The sequence below is a fragment of the Roseibium album genome (genome assembly GCF_001404515.1).
In the GTDB taxonomy this organism is placed as follows: domain Bacteria; phylum Pseudomonadota; class Alphaproteobacteria; order Rhizobiales; family Stappiaceae; genus Roseibium; species Roseibium album.
The window spans coordinates 62,801-82,883 of sequence record NZ_CXWE01000010.1 but is presented as its reverse complement, the minus strand read 5'-3'; the positions used below and the strand labels follow the sequence as shown (position 1 = coordinate 82,883).

The following is a 20,083-nucleotide window of genomic DNA, read 5'->3' as shown; positions in this document are numbered from 1 at the left end:
CCTCCTTCAGGCTACATCAGCCGGCAGAACCGGCGTCGCGGCAACGAGTTGTTTGGTGTAGTCATGCTGCGGCCTGTCGAAAACACGATCTGTTGGCCCCTCCTCGACGATCCTGCCGGACTTCATGACAAGCACGCGCTCGGTAATCGAGCGCACGACACTGAGGTCGTGGGAAATAAACAAATAGGTGAGACCAAATCTGTCGCCGAGATCCGCAAGGAGGTCCAGCACCTGAGCGCGCACCGATACATCGAGCGCGGAAACTGCCTCGTCCAGTATGATCAACTCGGGTCTGATGATGAGCGCGCGCGCGATCGCGATCCGCTGACGCTGTCCGCCGCTGAATTCGTGAATGTACTTGTCGCTGTCATCTGCGGTCATCCCGACGCTTTCCAACGCTTCGACGATTGCCGCCTCACGCACGGATCCACGCGGGGGATCGTCAAGCAAGTGAAACGGCTCCGTTATCAGACGGTCAACGCGCCATCGAGGGTTGAAACTGCCATAGGGGTCCTGAAAGACAACCTGCATGCGCCGGCACACATCCCTGTTGGCCTGGTGATCACTTGCCACCGACTTTCCATCGAGCAGTATCTCACCGCCCTGGATTTCTTCCAGACCAAGGATTGCACGGGTCAGCGTGGACTTGCCGCAACCTGATTCCCCGACAAGCCCCAGGCTTTCACCCTTGCGAATTTCGAAACTGACCTCGTCAACCGCGCGGAACCGATCTGTCCTTCCCCACCACCCGTGAACGTGGCTCTCATATTCCCGAACCACATTTTGTAGCCGAAGCAGCGGCATTGTCCTGGCCGAGGTTGCTCGTTCGGGTACATGACCTGAAGCTTCGAGCAGTGCGCGTGAATAGGGATGCCGCATATTGCGAAAAAGATGTTGCGCGGCGCCGCTCTCGACGATTTCGCCCCTGCGCATGATAACAAGGTCGTCTGCCAGATCGGCGACGACCGCCAGGTCGTGGCTTATCAGCATCAGTCCCATGCCGTCCTCGGCGACCAGCCGTTTCAGAAGCGCCAGGATTTGCGCCTGGGTGGTCACATCAAGTGCCGTTGTCGGTTCGTCCGCGATCAGGAGTTTCGGGCGGAGCGCAATTGCCATGGCAATTACCACCCGCTGCCGCTGACCACCTGACAGCTCGTGCGGATAGCGCGACAGCGGGAATTTCTCCTCGGGCAACTCTGCCCGGCGCAAGGCCTCGGCCGCCCGCGCAAGGGCTTCGGCTTTCGGTACCCGTTCATGAATTAGGATCGTTTCCGCGACCTGTGCGCCGATAGTCTGCAGCGGATTCAGCGCGGTCATGGGTTCCTGAAACACCATGCCGACGTCCCGTCCGCGGATGCCGCAGAGTTGCTGTTCGCTGCAGCTCAGAATATCTTGTCCCGCCAGCGATATGTTCCCGCTCAGGTCCGCGCCGTTCGGCAACAGGTGGAGAACGCTGAACGCGGTCATAGACTTGCCTGAGCCACTTTCGCCGATCACGCCCAGAATCCGCCCGGGATCGACCTTCATCGAGACATCCTTGAGGATGGGTGTCCCGTGGATCGATAGCGACAGGTTGTCGACAACAAGAAGGCTCACGTTCGCGCCCTCCTGAGCTTCGGGTCGAGCAGGTCGCGCAAACCATCGCCCAGCAGATTGAGACCGAGAACCGTCAGCAGGATGGCGAGGCCCGGAAACAAAGCCAGATGCGGTGCAAGAGAGATCATTGTCTGGCTGTCCGCGAGCATGCGCCCCCAACTCGCCGTCGGCGGTTGCGCCCCGAGCCCGACATAGCTCAGACCTGCCTCGGCAAGGATGCCGAGAGAAAACTGAATGGTTCCCTGAACAATAAGCAGGTTGGTCACGTTCGGCAGGATATGCTCCACCGAGATACGGGCCGCGCCCTTTCCGGCGACCCGCGCCGCCATGATGTATTCACGGCTCCAAAGCGTCAGGGCCGCGCCGCGCGTCAGCCGCGCGAAGACCGGAATGTTGAAGATCCCGATGGCGATGATCGCATTCAGTGCCGATGCCCCGAAAACGGCGGTGATCATCACCGCGATCAACAGGCTGGGGAAGGCGAAAACAAGATCGTTCGTGCGCATGATGATCTCGTCCGGAAGGCTGCCCCTCCGGGCAGCTGCTGCCAGACCAAGTGGCACTCCCGCCAGCATGCCGATGCCGACCGCCACCAGCGCGACTGCGATGGAGGTGCGCGCACCGACCATGATCATGCTCAGGATATCCCGGCCGAACTGATCGGTTCCAAATGGATGTATCAGACTTGGCGTCTTCATCCGGTCGGCGATGTTCAGGATGGTAATGTCGTAGGGCACCCAGACCAGACTGACAATCGCCGCACCCGCAAAGACAATTGTCAGGACAACACCCGGCAGCATGGACCTGTTGTGCAGGAGCATTTTCATCTCCGACCCCGCAAACGCGGATCGACAAGTGCATAAGCGAGGTCGACGGAAAAATTGACGAGGATGACAGCAAAGACCAGAAGCATCACCACGCTTTCGACGACAATCAGATCGCGGGAACTGATCGCCTGAAAGACCAGGCGACCAAGACCGGGCAGATAAAAGACATTCTCGATAATGATCGCGCCGGCCAGCAGGAACGAGAACTGGAGCCCCATGATGGTGAGGACCGGAATCAGGGCATTGCGCAAGGCATGGCGCCACATTGCCTGACCTCTAGTGAGCCCCTTTGCCCGGGCGGAGCGTATGAAATCCTCCCCGAGCGTATCGAGCAGACTGGAGCGCATGACGCGTGTCAGAATGCTTGCCTGCGGCAGCGCAAGCGCAACCGCAGGCAAAGTCAGAGCCTTGAGACCTGCAAGCACACCTTCGTCCCAGCCTGGAAAGCCGCCTGCGGAAAACCAGCGCAGATTGATCGCGAAGACCAGCACCATCAGCATGGCGAACCAGAAATTCGGGATCGCCACACCAAGCTGGGTCACCCCCATCACGCCTGTGTCCACATAGGAACCGCGCCTGGAAGCCGCCCAGATTCCGGCCGGAAAGGCGATCATCGTGCTGAGCGTCAGGGCATAGAGTGCAAGCGGCAGCGATACCCACAAACGTTCACCAATCAATTCCGCCACCGGTATCCTGTAGGTGTAGGACGTGCCGAAATCACCAACGAGCAGACCGCCGGCCCAGGACAGATAACGCTGGAGGATCGTACCGTTCAGACCAAGCTGTTCACGCAGGGCATTCAGCGTGTCTTCCTGTGCGTTGATGCCAAGCATGTACGCGGCAGGATCTCCGGGCACGACTTCGAGGGCCAGGAAAATCACGATGGATGCAGCCACGAGGCTCAACCCAAGAGACAGCAGGCGTTTCAGGAAATATTGCAGCATGAGCCGGTCGCGCGCCTATCGGCAGGTTGTCTCCGGGACAGAAAAGATGAAGGAGCAAAAAAGGCGCCCACCTGGAGCGGGCGCCCATGTGTCAAGGCGTCACTCTTCCCAGGAGACGGCAGTCAGGTCTGTTGCCTGGGTCGGCTGGTTTTTCCAGAGCCCCTTGATCCGAGCATCGGCAACCGTCGGAAAGGCCAGCTGGAACAGGTAGGCGTTCACGTAATCCGCGGCGATCATCTCCTGCGCTTCTTTCAGGAGCGCAGAGCGCTTTTCCGGATCGTTTTCACTGGTGATTGCTGCGAACAGTTTCTGGAATTCCGGAGTGCCGTACTGGAAATAATAGTCCGGACGCGCATAGATGCCGATATCCATCGGTTCGGTATGGCTGACGATGGTCAGGCCATAATCCTTGCCCCGGAATACCTGTTCTAGCCATTGCGCCCATTCCAGGTTTGTTATCTCCGTCTCGATGCCAATCGCCCTGAGCTGAGAGGCAATGATTTCACCGCCCCGGCGCGCATATGAAGGTGGTGGGAGTTTGAGCGTTGTTTCAAAGCCGTCGGGAAACCCGGCCTCGGCCAGGAGTTTTTTCGAAAGCTCCGGATCATACTGGCTTGATCCCGTCAGATCGACATAGTCCGGATTGTGCGGGGCGAAGTGCGTTCCGATCGGTGTGCCATAGCCGAACATCGCACCGTCGATGATCGCCTGCCGGTCAATCGCGTGCGCGATGGCTTCCCGGACCTTGACGTTGTCAAGCGGTGGCAGCTTGTTGTTCATCGCCAGGATTGTTTCGCCCTCGGTCGAACCGACGAGCACCTGGAATCTCGGATCAGCCTCGAACTGCGGCAGGTTTTCCGGCGCAGGAAAACCGACAAAGGCATTGACGTCCTCGGCCATTACCGCGGCAAACGCCGCCGTCGGGTCGGAGATGAACTTGAATGTGACATTGTCGAGCTTTGCCGGCGTTCCCCAGTAATCCGGGTTCCTTTCCAGGTCGATCCGGTCTCCCTGCACCCAGTCGGAGAACTTGAAAGCACCGGTTCCGACCGGGTTGGTCTTGATGTCGGCGACCGTTTCCGGGGCAACGATTACCGCGTCGCCCCACGCCAGGTTGAACAGGAAGCTACTGTTGGCTTCCTTCAGCGTCACCGCGACAGTCTGCGGATCGACTACCTCGACATTCTCGATACCGGCGAAAAGTGCCTTCTGGGCATTGGCGCTGTCGTCGGCGCGCGCGCGGTCGAGGCTGAACTTCACATCCTCCGCGGTCATGTCAGATCCGTCGTGGAACGTGACGCCTTCATGCAGCTTGAATGTGTAGGTTTTGCCGTCGTCCGAAATTGTCCAGCTTTCGGCCAGTCCCGGATTGACCGAGCCGTCGGGGCCAAAGCGCGTGAGGCCTTCAAACACATTCGAATAAAGTACCGAATCGATGGCTCCGGCAGCAGCACCGGTTGGATCCAGATGTGGTGGTTCGAGCTGCATCGCAACGATGATGTCGCTTTTGGCTTCCGCCATACCGATGCTCGCGGCCAGTGCAAGGACGCTGATCAACCCACTCCCAAACTTGTTCAAACGCATAGCTCTCCCCATCTTTCGACGCCGCCTTTTCACGGCTGTGCCAGTAGCTCGATCAGCGACCGGCCCATGACCTTCGCAGAATCGAGCATGTCTTCCACACCAACATATTCATCCGGTTTGTGTGCAAGATCCAGAATTCCCGGACCATAGGCGATGCAGTTTTTCAGTTTCCCGATCCGGTCGATATGTTTCTGGTCGTAAGTTCCCGGACTCACGACATATTCCGCCTCTTTTCCAAGCGTTTCCTCGATTGCCCTGGCAACCGTCCTGACAACCGGCGCTTCCTTGTCGGTCATCGTCGGCAGGACCCGGTGCAACTCCCGGACATCATACCTGAATGACGCCCGTTTGTTCTCAACATCCTTCAATACCTGGAGAAATTCCGCCTGCACCTCATCAATGTTCTCTTCCAGCAGGAAACGTCGGTCAACAATCATCCGGCAACTGTCGGGGACACACGGACTGGGAAGTCCGGTGAAGTCGTCATCGCCTTCCGCCTGACCGCCGTGGATTGAGTTGATGTTGAGCGTCGACTGCCGCGCCCCTTCCGGAACGACCGGCATTTCCGTCCGCTTTTCCGCGAGAGCCGGAAACAGGCTGTTTTCCATTTCGTCCAGAACCGCACCCATATGCCGGACGGCGCAATCTCCGAGGAATGGCATCGAACCGTGGGCGATTTCACCGTAGGTCTCGACCTCCGCCCACCAGACGCCCCTGTGACCGAGGCAGATCCGATCCTTGTTCAGCGGCTCCGGGATGATGACGTGCTGTACGCGCTCGGGATCGAAAAAGCCCTTCTCGGCCAGATAGGCAACACCGCCATAACCGCCGGACTCCTCGTCCGCCGTTCCGCTGACCTCAATCGCCCCCGAAAAATCCGGAAGGGTCGCGAGGAAGGCTTCCACAGCAATGATACTCGCAGCCAGTCCCCCCTTCATGTCACAGGCGCCGCGCCCATAGATCTTGCCGTCTTCGAGTTCGCCGCCGAAGGGATCCTTGCTCCAGCCGTGGCCGACATCGACGACATCGATGTGGCTGTTGAAGTGAACACATTCACCCGACCGCTTTCCGTCGCGCCGCGCAATGACATTCCATCTGGGATACTTGTCGCTGTCACCCGGGGTTCCAAATGCGCGGACGAGGTCAATTTCAAAACCGCTCTTCTTCAGCCGGCGGGCGAGATAGTCGCAGATTTCCCGATAATTCTCACCCGGGGGATTGAGCGTCGGGATGCGCAACAGTTCCTGTGTCAGCACGACAAGGTCGTCACGCCTTTCATCAATTTCCCGAATCAACTGCTCGGCCAATGCCATGGAAGAGGGCCCTTTGCTGGCAAAACTGCGGATAACTATGCTATTCTTCGCCTACGGTGCCAATACCGTAGGAACACGGTGACCCATGCATGAATTTGAAGCACTTGCCTTTGACTATGCGCCAATGGGTCTCGCGCTGACCGAGCATCGCATCATCAGAACCTGCAACCAGACCTTTGCCGACATGTTCGGCTACGGCAAGGAGCACCTTATCGGGCGCAGCTTTCGCCTGCTTTACGGGTCCGACGAGGAGTTTCACCAGATCCGGGATATCGGGCTCAAACCCCTCAGCCAATCGCTTCCATATATTGACGAGCGATTGATGCGAAGGGCCGACGGAACCCGTATCTGGTGTCGGTTCCGGGCCAGAACCCTTACTCCGGACATGCCGCTCGCACGTACGGTCCTCAGCTTCGCGCCGATCGATGACACCAGCAAGGGTCCCAAACTGACCCCCCGGGAACGGGACGTGCTGCTGCTGCTTTCGCAAGGGCAGACAAGCAAGGAAATGGCGCGTGTTCTGGGGCTTTCGCCGCGCACCGTCGAAGATGTGCGTGCAAGGCTCTTGAAGAAATTCAAGGTGAAAAACGTTGCCGTGCTTCTGGCGAGGCTTACAGGCCATCGGGTCAGTAAACTATAGCTCCTCCCCTTGCCTGCATCAGGCCTTCAGCGAATCCTGTTGAAGCAGCAGATTTCCAATAATATAATAATTTCAATACTTTGTATTATTATTTGGCATCAACTCCAGTTTCGCAGATCAACATTTATTCCATCAGGTACCGCAGCATTTGTCCTGATGCCGCTCCCGGATTCAGGACCGATATTGCCTTCATGATGGCAAAATCGATCAAAATCGCCTGCAATTTTTTTTGAAGGCGAAATTTTTGCGAAACCCGAAAGTTTAAGTTGCCACGACGGTTGAAAGCCCCATCTAATTTAAGAGGGGCAGGTACTCTGGGAGCGCCTAGCTGGAAGTGGAACATGGAGATATATGCACGGTTCGCCGAGGACTACAGGAATAGACACCTGGAAGAGATTTCAATCCAGGATTACCTGCTGGGATGCAGGGACGACCCCTTGATGCGCGCGACCTCAGCCGAGCGCATGATGGCTGCGATAGGAGAGCCCGAGGTCATCGATACGAGCCAGGATCAACGGCTTGGCCGGATTTTCATGAACCGGACGATAAAGCGTTACGCACCTTTCAAAAATCTGTTCGGAATGGAAGCGACGATCGAACGTATCGTCGGGTTTTTCCGCCATGCCAGCCAGGGCCTGGAAGAGCGCAAGCAGATCCTCTACCTGCTCGGCCCGGTCGGCGGCGGCAAGTCCAGTATTGCCGAAATTCTCAAGAAACTGATTGAACAGGAACCCATCTATGTCTTGAAGGCGGGCGACCAGATCAGCCCAGTCTATGAATCTCCTCTCGGTCTTTTCAGTGCCAACCGCGTGGGCGACCTGCTGGAAGACAAGTACAACATCCCCAGGCGTCTGCTGACCGGACTGATATCACCGTGGGCAACCAAGCGGCTGGATGAATATGATGGCGACATTTCCAAGTTTTCAATCGTCAAACTCTATCCCTCCCGATTGCGCCAGATCGGCGTCACCAAGACGGAACCCGGCGACGAAAACAACCAGGATGTCTCCGCACTCGTCGGGAAACTCGACATTCGCAAGCTGGAGGAGTTCAGCCAGGACGATCCGGATGCCTACAGCTATTCCGGAGCCCTGAACCGCACCACCCAGGGCCTGATGGAATTCGTCGAAATGTTCAAGGCCCCCATCAAGGTGCTGCACCCGTTGCTGACAGCGACCCAGGAAGGGTCGTATGTCGGTACGGAGAACATCGGTGCATTGCCCTTCCAGGGACTGATCCTTGCGCACTCGAACGAATCCGAATGGAGCCAGTTCAAGAGCAACAAGAACAACGAGGCCTTTCTCGACCGGATAAGTGTCGTCAAGGTACCTTATTGCCTGCGCGCGACCGGCGAAGCCGACATCTACGGCAAGCTACTGAGCCAGAGTGCACTCGCCGACGCGTCATGTGCCCCCGAAACCTTGCCGCTGCTGGCACGATTCAGCGTCCTGACAAGACTGCACGAGCACGAAAATTCGACGCTTTATTCCAAATTGCGTGTTTATGACGGTGAAATGCTGAAAGATTCCGATCCCAAGGCGAAATCGCTGCAGGAGTATCGTGACGCGGCCGGTGTCGACGAGGGCATGAACGGTATTTCCACCCGCTTTGCCTTCAAGGTCCTGTCGGAAACCTTCAACCACGACACGGAAGAAATCTCCGCCGACCCCGTTCACCTGATGTATGTGCTCGAACAGGCCATCCGGCGCGAGCAGTTCGATGCGGAAACCGAAAGCAGATACCTGGATTTCCTCAAGACCGAACTGGCCCCGCACTACGCCGAATTCATCGGCAACGAAATCCAGAAGGCCTATCTGGAATCCTACACGGATTATGGCCAGAACCTGTTCGATCGCTACATCGCCTATGCCGATGCCTGGATCGAGGAACAGGACTACAAGGACCCGGACACAGGCCAGATATTCGACCGGGGTGTGCTGGAAAAGGAACTGGAGAAAATCGAGCAACCGGCCGGCGTTGCAAATCCGAAAGACTTCCGCAATGAAGTGGTAAAATTCGTGCTCAGGGCCCGGGCGGAGAACCAGGGCCAGAACCCGGATTGGCGCCGCTACGAGAAACTGCGCCAGGTCATCGAAAAGCGCATGTTCGGCAAGGTGGAAGAACTGCTTCCCGTGATCAGCTTCGGTGCCAAGCGCGACAAGAAGACCGACGAGAAGCACCACGAGTTCGTCGAACGCATGACCGGGCACGGCTACACGAAGCGGCAGGTTCGGCGGCTTGTCGAGTGGTACATGCGTGTGAACAAGGCCGGGTAGCCCGGGAGGCCGATTGAAAGATGGCACATTTCATCGACCGCCGACTGAACCCGAAAGACAAGAGCCTGAGCAATAGACGCCGATTTCTCAAGCGGGTCCGGTCGCAGATCAAGAAAGCGGTCGAGGACGCCGTTCGAGAGCGCGGTATTGCCGATGTCGACCGGGCAAAAGATGTCACCGTTCCGACGAAGGGGGTGGCCGAACCGTCTTTCCGCAAGTCCGCCGATGGTGGGCTCCGGGAACGGGTTTTTACCGGCAACAAGTCGTTCCAGGCAGGCGACCGGATCGAAAAACCGCCCAGAGGAGGTGGTGGCGGTGGTGGACGGCAGGGATCAGCGGACGGTGACGGCGAAGACGATTTCCTGTTCGCCCTTTCCAGGGAAGAATTTCTGGACTTTTTCTTCGACGATCTAGAACTGCCGGACCTGATCAAGCAGAGCCTGAAGGAGATCACCCGAACCCATCCGCACCGGGCCGGATATTCCACATCCGGTGCCCCGGCCAATATTAATATTACGCGCACGATGCGCAATGCGCTCGGACGCAGGATCGGATTGAAAAGGCCCAAGGACAAGGAAGCCGAGGACCTCCTGAAGCAAATTCTCAAACTCGAGAAGGCCGCATCTCCCACCTCTGAGCAACGTGAGGAACTGGCTGCGTTGCGTGCCAGATACGAAGAAGTCGTCAGGCGGCGAAAGGTGGTCGCCTATATCGATCCGCTGGATGTGCGGTACAACTATTTCGAACAGCAACCGGAACCCAACGCCAACGCGGTGATGTTCTGCCTGATGGACGTTTCCGCCTCGATGGGGGAGCGCGAAAAGGATCTCGCCAAGCGCTTTTTCATGCTGCTGCACCTTTTCCTGAGCCGCAGATATGAAAAGACCGAGATCGTCTTCATTCGTCACACCCATGATGCGTCGGAAGTCGACGAGGACACTTTCTTCTATTCGCCGCAAACCGGCGGCACCGTGGTTAGCACGGCGCTCGTGGTCATGAAGGAGGTGATCGAAGCGCGGTACCCGCCGTCGGAGTGGAACATCTATGCAGCACAGGCGTCCGATGGCGAGAATTTCAGCGGCGATTCGCAGAAGTGCGTCTCACTGCTGAGCGAAGACCTGATGCGGGTCTGCCAGTATTTTGCCTATGTCGAAATCGTCGGCGAAGACGAAGCCCAGTTGATCAACAGCGAAGCCACCGGCATGGAACTCTGGGAATCCTATGGCCGGGTCGCGGAGATCTGGCCCAATTTTGCACGTAAGCGCGTTTCGGCGATCGCCGACATCTATCCGGTTTTCCGCGAACTGTTCGCACGCGAACCTGCGGGGAAAAACCATGGTTAAGCGCGCAACAAAACCAGAATCCGGACTGCTGTTCGATCAGGCCGACTGGGACTTCGATACGCTGTGGCGCACCTTTGATGCAATCGAGCAGGTGGCGCGGGAAGACCTTGAGCTGGATTTTTATCCGAACCAGATCGAGATCATATCCTCCGAGCAGATGCTCGACGCCTATTCCTCCATCGGAATGCCGCTAATGTATCATCACTGGTCATTCGGCAAGCATTTCCTCGGTCACGAACGTCTTTACCGCAAGGGCGCGCGCGGACTTGCCTATGAAATCGTCATCAACTCGAACCCCTGTATCAGCTACTGCCTTGAAGAAAACACCATGCCGCTGCAGGCGCTGGTGATGGCCCATGCCGCCTTCGGGCACAATCACTTCTTCAAGTCCAACCATCTGTTCGAACAATGGACTGATGCCGACGGCATTCTCGATTATCTGGAGTATGCAAGACGGTTCATCGCCAGTTGCGAGGAAAAGCACGGACTGGAGGACGTCGAGGCGACACTTGATGCAGCACATTCGCTCATGCCGCACGGCGTGTTCAGGCATCGCCGACCCAGGCAATTGTCACTCCGGGAAGCCGAGGAGCAACGGCAGGCAAGGATCGCCGCAGCGGAACAGAATGTCTATTACCTCTGGAACACCATCCCAGATGCGGACGAAGGGCAGCAGTCACAGGATTCAGGCCTTCTCGACCGCAAACGCGATATGCAGCTTCCGGAAGAAAACCTGCTTTATTTCCTGGAACACTACAGCCCTGTGCTCACATCCTGGCAACGCGAAATCCTGCGGATCGTTCGCAATATCGGCCAGTATTTCTATCCGCAGAAACAAACCAAGGTGATGAACGAAGGCTGCGCCTGTTTCATCCACTATTACATTCTCAACAAGCTGCACGAACAGGGGCGCCTCAGCGATGGCGCCATGCTGGAAATTCTTCACAGCCATACGAACGTCCTGACCCAGCCCGACTTCGATGATCCGCGATTTTCCGGGATCAATCCATATGCACTCGGATTTGCCATGATGGAGGACATCAAGCGGGTCTGCCTGAACCCCACGGAAGAAGATCGCGAGTGGTTTCCGGACATTGCCGGCAGCGGAGACTGGCGAAATGTCCTGAAGCACGCCTGGGCCAACTATCGCGACGAAAGCTTCATCCAGCAGTTTCTGTCGCCGGCTGTCATGCGCCGTTTTCGAATGTTTGCGATATCCGACGAGTCCTCATCGCGGTACTGCACGGTGACCGGCATTCACAATTCCCACGGCTACAGACACCTGAGGGACGCCCTTGCCCTTGATCACGACCTTTCCGCACTCGAACCTGACATTCAGGTCGCGGATGCCGATCTTCTTGGCGATCGCTGCCTGCATCTGAAGGCGGTACGACGCAATTCGGTTCCGCTCGACGCCGACAGCAAACTGGCAACGCTCAAACATGTCGAGCGGCTTTGGGGATACAAGGTCGAAATTACCGAGGTCGACGCACACCGCTGAGCCAGGACTTGAAGCTGTTTTCAGGAAGTGCCGGACCTCTGCTTGAAGACCCGGCCTTCCTTTTCGATTTCGCGGCGAATGCCGAGTTCGACATCTTCAAGGATCAATTCCCTGTCGCTTCGCGCCGCAGCTTCGATCGCCGCGAACTGGGCAACATTGACGATCCCGCCACCGGTAAGCTCATAACCGTTGATTCTTGCGATCAAACGGTCTCTAGCATCTTTTGAACCACAATTCGGCAGGGCCCTTTCCCAGATGGCGCTGCGTTCGTCAGGACCCGGTTCGGGGAAACGGATAATTGCATTGAAGCGCCGCAGGAATGCGTCATCGATATTTGCTCTCAGGTTCGAGGCCAGGATACAGATCCCGTCAAACTCCTCAACCCTTTGAAGAAGATAGGAAACTTCCTGGTTGGCGTATCGATCATGGCTGTCCTTGACCGCCGTGCGTTTGCCGAACAGGGCATCCGCCTCGTCGAAGAAGAGGATCCAGTCGCGCCGGTGAGCTGCCTCGAACAGGGCGGACAGGTTCTTTTCCGTTTCACCGACATATTTTGACACGATTGCGGAAAGGTCCACCCGATAAACATCACGGCCTGTCGAGCGACCAAGGAGCGTCGCAGCGAATGTCTTTCCGGTTCCCGAGGTGCCATGAAAGAGCGCTCGATAACCCGGTCGAAGCCGGGCGCCGAACTCCCAGTCCGTCGCCAGTGTCTTTTCAAAACGTGCCCAACGAAGCAATTCATCCAGTTGTTCGCGGGTTTGGGCGGGCAACACCAGATCGTCCCAGGAGCGTTTCGTTTCGATCCGGCGAGCCGGAAAAGCGGCCGAGAATGGCGGAGCGTCGGCAGCACCCACCGTGAGCCTGTCAGCCCAGTCGCGTGACATGACAATCCGACCGGCAAGCGCGGGAGCGCCGTCCTCCGGCGGCTCTAGCCGCAGCAGTCCTGTTTCGGCAAACCAATGCTCCGGCCGGAACAGCCTCTGTACCTCGAAGCGCCCCTGAATATCCTCGTCCGCAAGCAGATAGGCCGCTGTCTGGCCTGTCGGTATGAAAGTCCTGGAGTCCGTATGTCGACTGCCACCGATCTCGGGGAAATCCCCCTGCTTGTTCAGCGCGTCCCTTATTTCCCTGTCCAGCAGGGCGGGCATGGCGTGCGGTGCAAGGGCGAGCAGCAGGATCACGTATTCGGAAAAACCGGGCCGACGGTCGCGAATGAGGTTGCCAAGCTCCGATCCGTCGTCGAAGAAGTTCAGTGAAATCTCGCCTTCCGGTGCAATGTTTCCTCCGCCGATCCTCGCACGAACCAGACGCGTCAGAAGTTCCATTGCGACTTCCAGATTGGCCGTGTTGTCGGCACCAAGATCTTCCGTATGCCTGGTCGGACGATTCATAGCCGGATGTCCCCCGCCGCAAGTGCATTATACGTGGCGTTGACATAGCCCCTGCGCTTGTCGGCCAAGGTATCACCGCCTTGTGCGATCAGATCGGCCCTGACATTTGTGTAGAGCGCGGACCGCATGTTTGTCTTGGAAGAGTATGTTTTCCCGGCCAGATGCTGCGAGACAAAATAGTCGGTCACTGTGCCATGCGGCATGATGCCTCCGACAAGCTGACTGGTTCCGCCCTGCTTTATGCTGGGTGCTTGGGCCGTGGCCGTCAGCGGAGGTTTCTCGGACATGGTGATCGTGTCCTGACCAAGCGTCTTTTTCTGCCGAAAGTTCGCGCCGTTCTTTTCCGACAAACCCCATTTGACGCTGATTGACTTGGGGAAACGGTTCACCGGAGCCGCGCCGGACCAGAATGTCGCATCGGCCTTGTAGAACATCGTATCCTCGCTCTTGGTCATCTGCGTTTTTGCCCCGGCCTCAACACCCGTTGCCATCTTCGAATTCATGGTCTTGGTGATCGGCACCAGATTGCGGTTTTCGCCCGGCCCGTGAAGATTGTCGTTCAGCAGGTGCCCCCGCACCCAGATGTACCGGCGCTTGTCGCCCGGTCCGGTATCCAGCTTGACGGCATGAGACCATTCCGCGCTCTGTGCAGATGACTTTGGCGACGATCCCTTTGTATTGCCTTCCAACCGTGTCAGCGGAATTGCATAGGCCGACTTGGTCGATCCGTCCGTGAAGGTGACTTGCGTCTGAATGTCCTCTGCAGATCCAAGGTCGGCGGTGCGCATCGTCGCGGTCACCTTGTCGAGAGCAGCACGGAATTTGACTTCCTCGGAAGTGATCTGCGACTTCGGAGCGTTCTTGGAAACAAGTTTCTGCAATGCGGATTCGTGCGTCAGCACGGTCTGGTACTGTTTGAGCGCAGTCTTGAAAATGCCCTTTTGCGTCGCATCGTCTGTCTCGGCGATCTTCTTGTTCAGGAAGGCTTGAATTGCGGTGGGTTTCGATGCAATCCAGAGGTCCGCATTGCTCCCCGTTCCCTTGTAGTAAAGCTTGTGCTCACCGCCGTCCCTTGAGGTGAAATTCCGCTTTGCCTTCCACCAGTTCAACACCGCGTCCTTGATCTTTTTCGCACCCTGCTTGGTCTTGCCCCAGAGCTTTTTGGCGAACGCAACAACCTTGTCGATCAGCGCGTCGATCATCTTGTTGATCGGCGCCGTGATCTTGGAAATCACTCCCTGAACGGCTTCACCGATGTTGCCGAGGCCAATGGCCGAGGCGACAAAGGAAATCACGACCGGCAAAGAACGGGCCATTGCATCTTCAACGGCCTTGGCCGCCGGCCCGAGAACTCCCGCCGCGATGTTCGTGATTGCGGTATAAACGCTCATCACGAAGTCCTTGATCCGCTTGAAATTGTCGATCAGCCAGAACACGAGCTCCGCGAGCAGCTTCAGGGCCTTCACCAGTGCGGATGCCGGGTTGAGAAGGCTCAACAGCCAGATGATGCCCTCCTTGATGACATTGACGATCGCCCAGTTCTTGATCCCGTCGATCACCGTCTGCTTCAGGCTGGCCAGTTTCGCCTTCACCTCCTCCCACAGCCCGCTGAAATCCTTGTTGACCAGCTTCTTGATCAAGGCAAAACCCTTTTCGACCAGATTGAATATCTTGGCGGCGTTCGGGAATTTCTTGATGATACGTGCCTTGATGTTCTCGTAGGTGAGACCCAGGATCTGGGCGACGAGACTGAAGATCCCCTTTATGTCCCACTTGGCGGGCAATGTGATGGGCACGGCTGCCAGCGCGCCCGTCAGCCACTGGATTGCACCGGTCTTGAAGTGCTGGCCGAACCGTTCCGCGAACCCGCGCACACCCATGCCGACGGCGGTCATGACGTTGTTGATGAACTTGCCGGGTGATTTCAGGATTGCCATGATCTGTGACTTGGCACGGTCGAAGAAATCAAAGATCGGTTGCGGATCGATGCCGGCGATCTCGCAGGCTGTTTCCACTGCAATGCGTGCGGCACCGGCGAAATCGCCCGTCATCAGGGCACCGGCCATCCGGATTGCCCCCTTGAGCCCTGCCTTGAACTTGTCGAGAATCTGGTTGAGCTTCTTTCCGAGCCAGTTGGCAGCCGCCTCAACCCCGGCAATCGCGCCGTCCGCAGCCGCATTGACGCCATCGACAGCAGTGTCGACCACCGCATCGATCCCGTCATTCATCTTCTTGGCAACGTCCGGGTAAAAGGTTCCCACGGTTATATCAATCAGTCCCTTTGCGAACGTCCGGTAGCCTTCGAGCGCCAGGATAGCCGTCGCCCGGGCGGCATTGATCAGGCCGATTGCCAGTGTTTTGGCGGCGTCTATGGCGATCTTGACCAGTTTGCGCAATCCTTCGAAAATCGCGTCTATTGCCTCGGTGATCTTGTTGATGGCTTCCTTGACGAAACTGACGGCCCGGTCGAGCAGGCCCTGCTTCTCCTTTTTTTCCTTCAATTCCTTCTTCTTGGCTGCCGCCTTGGCCTCTTCATCCTTCTTGTGCTGGCGCGCCTTTTCCTCGCCCTTCTCAAGTTCCCTGTCAGCCTTGCCTTCTTCGGTTTTCACATTGTCGCGGATCTTCTTGGCGTCATCCGTTTCGCGCTTGCCTGCATCACCTGCAAACCTGGCAACGCCCTCAAAGGCCTGCCCGATGGCTTCGCCCTGTTTGCGGGCGACATCGCCTCGTCCTGCAACCACAGCCTGACGCTGCTTGTCGTCCGCCTCGATGTTGGCTTTTTCCGCGCGACTCTCCGCTTCGGTGACACTCGCATCCCTGTCGGCGTCCCGCTTGGCAGCGGCGGCGACCGTTTCGGAGCGCGCTTCGGCAACGTTGGCGTGAAGGTCGGGCGCAATCTTGGCGTCGGCGGCATCGCGTACCTGTTGGGGCAGCTCGGCAGATGCATAATCCGCGGCTCCCTCGTCTGGCGGCAATTCGTCAATCGGTTCGGAAGGTTCCTTCGAGACGGGCGCGGTGCGTTTTTCCTCTACCTTGCGCGGCTGGATGTTCGATTGTCCGGGGTGACTGCGAAACTCCGCCGTCTGCTTGTCGCGCTCAGCGCGCAGACTTTCGGTGCCCTCAGCCCGCTGCCGTCCCATCTGACCGGGGTCGGCCTTGCCCGTCAATGCCACCCTCTTTCGAGATCCGGCACTGGTGTTCACGCTCCCGTCGGTCGTCCGGATACTGGCCATCAGATTGGTGAACTGGTTTTTCAACCAGTCCAGGAAGCCGCCTTCAGGCTGTTTCTTGACCTTGTCCCGCATGGTCCGGGTTGTCGGTGCCGTGCCTTTCTCCTGATAAGGATCTGCCGCAAGATTTCCGGTTTCCGGCCCCCTGCCATCAGCAGCAAGCGTCGTGTCCCGAGGGGTCGGTATGTCGCCGGGCGCGGTTATTTCCGGATTGAGTTCCCCGCCGGTCCTGGCTTCAAGGACCGGCGCTTCGTCCGACGCCTTTTTCTTTTCGGTATCGGCCTTGCCGTCGAGCGTGCTGCCAACTGTCGGCGCCGTCATTGCCATCCGGCTCGGCGCTGCATCCAGGAACGATGTCATGGCCTTGTCAGACGGCCCTTCAAGTGCAAGCGTCTCGACTTTGGCGCTCGGTTCGACAGAGGCATCGGGTTCAGGTGGCAACTCGACGCCGACGTCTTCGTCCGGTGGCTGCAGGACGTCCGCCGGAGTCGCGGGAGGCGGCTCTTCCACCACTTCCGGCGCCGGTTCCACTCCTGATCCCGTCTCCTCGGCTGCTTCGGGACCCTGTTCCGCGCCCTCCCCAAGCCCGCCAAGATCTTCCGAGGCCCGGTCGGTAACAACCAGCGGCACTTCCGGGAGGGAAACCTTTTCGGTCGGGTCAAAAAAGTGATCCCAGAGACGTGCTGGAAGCCACTTTTCCTCGACCTGGCCACCGAGATTGTCATTTCCTGCCGTGTTACCATCGATTGTTCGTATCATGATGGAATCGAACGGTTTTCCGGCAGCCGTCTCAATGCTTTCAACCCCGGTCACGAGCGCCTGGTGATGTGTAAGCGGTTTGACACCCGGCCAGGTTTTCCGATAGGCGATATCACCCTTTTGCGGCAACCTGTCAGGTGGACGAACTCCGACATGCGGCAGAATGCTTACACCGAGTTTCCAGGGAGGCAGGGGCAACCCCGCCTTGCGCAGATTGGACCAGGCGAATATTCCACACCAGTGTGGCAGTCCGTATGGATCCTTCATGATCGGTTTCTTGATCAAGGTCGGGTCGACAACGTCACCATCGAAGGCGCCGCGGAAAATCGCAAGCAAGCGCTGCCAGCCAAAACGGTTGCCCTCGGCATCGGTCACCTTGGAATTGATCTTGCCGATATGCTGCCTGGCATATCCAATGGCGCGAAGGCTTTCCGGCCTTGAGGCTACCTTGTCGCCTTCCGGCATACGCGCGGCGGGGGCATTGTCGCTGAGTTCCACTGCCCCTTGCTGAAGTGTATGTGCCAACTCATGGGCGATCAGATGATCGCCACGCCTGGTGCCCGGCGCAAACCAGTGAGGTGAAAAGAAAATATCCCGTCCGGAGGCGAAGGCCCTGGCGTTCAGCATCTTGGTCATAAGCGCCGCTGGCGTATCCGTGTGGATCCGCACTCCGGAAAGATCTGCGCCGATCCCTGCTTCCATCTTGCGCCTGACGGGTTCGGAAAGAGGATTTCCACGGCCCCTTGCAGCGCGCAACTGTCGCTCGACAATGCCCATCCTGACAGCACGCGCGCTCGGTTGCTGAGCCTCTCCGCGCATCTGCACCTCTTCTTCCTCGTCAGCTTTCTGCACCTCCTCCTCGGCAGCCATTTGAAGTTCTTCTTCGGGCGATGACTGGACGTCCTCTTCCGCCTGTGCCTGAGCTTCTTCGTCTTCGGCCAACTGCGCGTCGTCAGCTACGGACCGGGCTTCTTCCTCCTCTTTTTGGACCTCATCCACGGGCGCGGCCTGGGCTTCCTCTTCCTCTGCCAATTGCACCGGTTCGTCTTCGACCGTAGGGCAATCCGGCCGCAAGACCGGTTCATGCTCGTCATACTGCGGGTCGCTGGCACGTTCATGGACCGACCGGGCAGCTGTGTCCGCAGACCGGTGGCCCAGCGGCGTCATCTGCGCGGCGACCGGACCGGCGCCGCTGAAGGGTCCGCGACCGTGGACAACCGCATCAGCCGCATGATCAGCCTCCTGTTCATGGCGGTCACCCGGCCGCGAAACGTTCAGCTTCGTCTGCACGGCAGGGCCGGCGAAAAACGGTCCTTTCCGCCCGGTAGCACGGCCGGTTTCAGTCTTTGCCTGTATCCGCGCGGCAGTTTTCATGACCAGTCCACCTTCAGGGGAGCTGGCATCCAGGGCAGCTTGACCAGACTTAACGCCCAGGGAAGCCGGTCGAGCAGGATATCGATACCGCTGCGTTCGATGGTAAGCTGGAGTGCATCTGACGATCCCCTCAGCACGCCGGGGCGCTGCAGGAAAGTCTCCCGGATGCCGTCAGGTGTTGCATGTCCGATACCTTCCCAGGCATCGATCGCAGCCACGAGCATGCGCTGTGCTTCCGCTATGTGTTCCGGATCGAGCCCATCGATCGGCAAAACGGGCCGTTCGTCCGGAACATTGCAAAGAAGCCGCGGAATGACGAGGTCCGGTTCCTCATGGCTGGTCTCGCCGGTCGCGATGAAATGCAGCATTCTGGACGCGATAATCCGCTCTCGCGAGCCAGCAAAGACGCCCTCCCGCATCAACCCGGTGCCCTCAAAATACGGCCTCAGAAACGGATGCAGAAGAACAAGACCGGCATTTGCGCAAGGCAGGGCACCAGATAGCGATTGAAATTCCGGATTCTCGGTCCGAGGCTCCTCAGCAACGGCAGAAGAAGGGTGTTCGGTGTCCAGCTTTGCAAGTGTATCGTCGATCACCTGCTCCAGACGAGACGATTGACGCTTGTAGTCAACAGGTCTTGCCTCAAGTCTGGACGAGCGCAGATCATCGTCGGCACGAACCGCCGTCGGCAGATCGGGAAAACCTCCGGTCATCAACGCTTGCGCCACATTGCGAGGTGCTGTTGCGTACAAACGCAACAGCGCTGCCCGCCGCATCAGCATTGTGCCCGTAATCAGCAGATGCCGGAATGCCTCCAAGGTCGCCGACGTAATCTCGAGTGCTTCATAGAGCGCCGCAAGATCAGTGAAAGGGGCCGCGCGGTCGAGCTGTCCTGTCGCCAGATAAGTCATCAGGACAGCGTTGGCAGAACGTGACAGCCTCACCCGATAGGCCGGGTGTCCTTCTGCAGCGCCGGCGTGGCTATCCGCCGGCGGCTGAATCGGCACATCCGGGCGGCGGATAGCGTGAATCGCCTGCCGATGAAGTGCTTCCCGGGTTGCCGAGGTCAGCCGGGGCAAGTCAAACTCGTCCGCCGCGAATTCACCAAGATCCACTTCCAGCCGATCGATAACCAGAAGTTCGTCTGGTGGCAGAATATCCCTCAAGGCAATGTCAAGCGCTTGTTCAAGTTCACCCGGGCCCACCGCTTCGAGCCGCGTTCGCCATTGCAGCAGCGCTGCATGGTCCGGGCCGGAGATGTGGAAGCGGGCACTGCCCACCCGGTGTGCTTCACCGGACATC

Annotated in this window: 12 protein-coding genes; 4 read left to right on the top strand and 8 right to left on the bottom strand. The window is 58.1% G+C overall.

Annotation, left to right across the window (positions count from 1 at the left end; genetic code table 11):
• Positions 1–6: 6 nt before the first annotated feature.
• The 5 genes from LA5095_RS27560 to LA5095_RS27540 form a co-directional block, all read right to left on the bottom strand.
• The gene (locus LA5095_RS27560) at positions 7–1,596 is read right to left on the bottom strand and encodes an ABC transporter ATP-binding protein (protein ID WP_055120979.1); all 1,590 of its coding nucleotides are present in this window, start codon (positions 1,594–1,596) and stop codon (positions 7–9) included.
• A complete protein-coding gene (locus LA5095_RS27555; protein ID WP_055120978.1) occupies positions 1,593–2,423 on the bottom strand; it encodes an ABC transporter permease in 831 nt (276 codons plus the stop codon). Before LA5095_RS27555 ends, LA5095_RS27560 begins: the two co-directional genes overlap by 4 nt.
• On the bottom strand, positions 2,420–3,367 hold the full coding sequence (locus tag LA5095_RS27550; protein ID WP_055120976.1) for an ABC transporter permease: 948 nt from the start codon (positions 3,365–3,367) through the stop codon (positions 2,420–2,422). Before LA5095_RS27550 ends, LA5095_RS27555 begins: the two co-directional genes overlap by 4 nt.
• 99 nt (positions 3,368–3,466) lie before the next feature.
• Positions 3,467–4,951 carry an ABC transporter substrate-binding protein gene (locus LA5095_RS27545; RefSeq protein WP_055120973.1) on the bottom strand — a complete coding sequence of 495 codons (1,485 nt, stop codon included), beginning with the start codon at positions 4,949–4,951 and terminating at the stop codon, positions 3,467–3,469.
• Between the two features lie 29 nt (positions 4,952–4,980).
• Positions 4,981–6,258: an acetylornithine deacetylase/succinyl-diaminopimelate desuccinylase family protein gene (locus tag LA5095_RS27540; protein WP_208992894.1), complete on the bottom strand. Its 1,278-nt coding sequence runs from the start codon at positions 6,256–6,258 to the stop codon at positions 4,981–4,983.
• A gap of 91 nt (positions 6,259–6,349) precedes the next feature.
• Here LA5095_RS27540 and LA5095_RS33345 point away from each other — a divergent pair, with 91 nt between their 5' ends.
• The 4 genes from LA5095_RS33345 to LA5095_RS27515 all read left to right on the top strand — a co-directional run bounded on the left by LA5095_RS33345 (position 6,350) and on the right by LA5095_RS27515 (position 12,024).
• Positions 6,350–6,904, top strand: a complete 555-nt coding sequence (locus LA5095_RS33345; protein WP_055120969.1) for a PAS and helix-turn-helix domain-containing protein — start codon at positions 6,350–6,352, stop codon at positions 6,902–6,904.
• 341 nt (positions 6,905–7,245) lie between these two features.
• A complete protein-coding gene (locus LA5095_RS27525) occupies positions 7,246–9,180 on the top strand; it encodes a PrkA family serine protein kinase (protein ID WP_055120965.1) in 1,935 nt (644 codons plus the stop codon).
• A 20-nt stretch (positions 9,181–9,200) separates the two neighbouring features.
• Positions 9,201–10,523 (top strand): YeaH/YhbH family protein, encoded by a 1,323-nt coding sequence (locus tag LA5095_RS27520; protein WP_055120963.1) that lies wholly within the window; start codon positions 9,201–9,203, stop codon positions 10,521–10,523.
• Complete coding sequence (locus tag LA5095_RS27515) at positions 10,516–12,024, top strand: SpoVR family protein (protein WP_055120961.1); 1,509 nt, start codon at positions 10,516–10,518, stop codon at positions 12,022–12,024. The genes LA5095_RS27520 and LA5095_RS27515 overlap by 8 nt, the downstream gene beginning before the upstream one ends.
• Positions 12,025–12,044: 20 nt before the next feature.
• On the opposite strand, the gene LA5095_RS27510 is transcribed toward LA5095_RS27515, so the two are convergent.
• From LA5095_RS27510 to LA5095_RS27500, 3 genes are read right to left on the bottom strand one after another with little or no spacing between them, the layout of a single operon-like run.
• The gene (locus tag LA5095_RS27510; protein ID WP_055120960.1) at positions 12,045–13,418 is read right to left on the bottom strand and encodes an ATP-binding protein; all 1,374 of its coding nucleotides are present in this window, start codon (positions 13,416–13,418) and stop codon (positions 12,045–12,047) included.
• Entirely contained in the window at positions 13,415–18,781 is a 5,367-nt protein-coding gene (locus LA5095_RS27505) for an eCIS core domain-containing protein (protein WP_055120958.1), read from the bottom strand. The genes LA5095_RS27510 and LA5095_RS27505 overlap by 4 nt, the downstream gene beginning before the upstream one ends.
• Positions 18,778–20,082: a contractile injection system tape measure protein gene (locus LA5095_RS27500; protein WP_055120956.1), complete on the bottom strand. Its 1,305-nt coding sequence runs from the start codon at positions 20,080–20,082 to the stop codon at positions 18,778–18,780. Before LA5095_RS27500 ends, LA5095_RS27505 begins: the two co-directional genes overlap by 4 nt.
• Position 20,083: the final 1 nt, after the last annotated feature.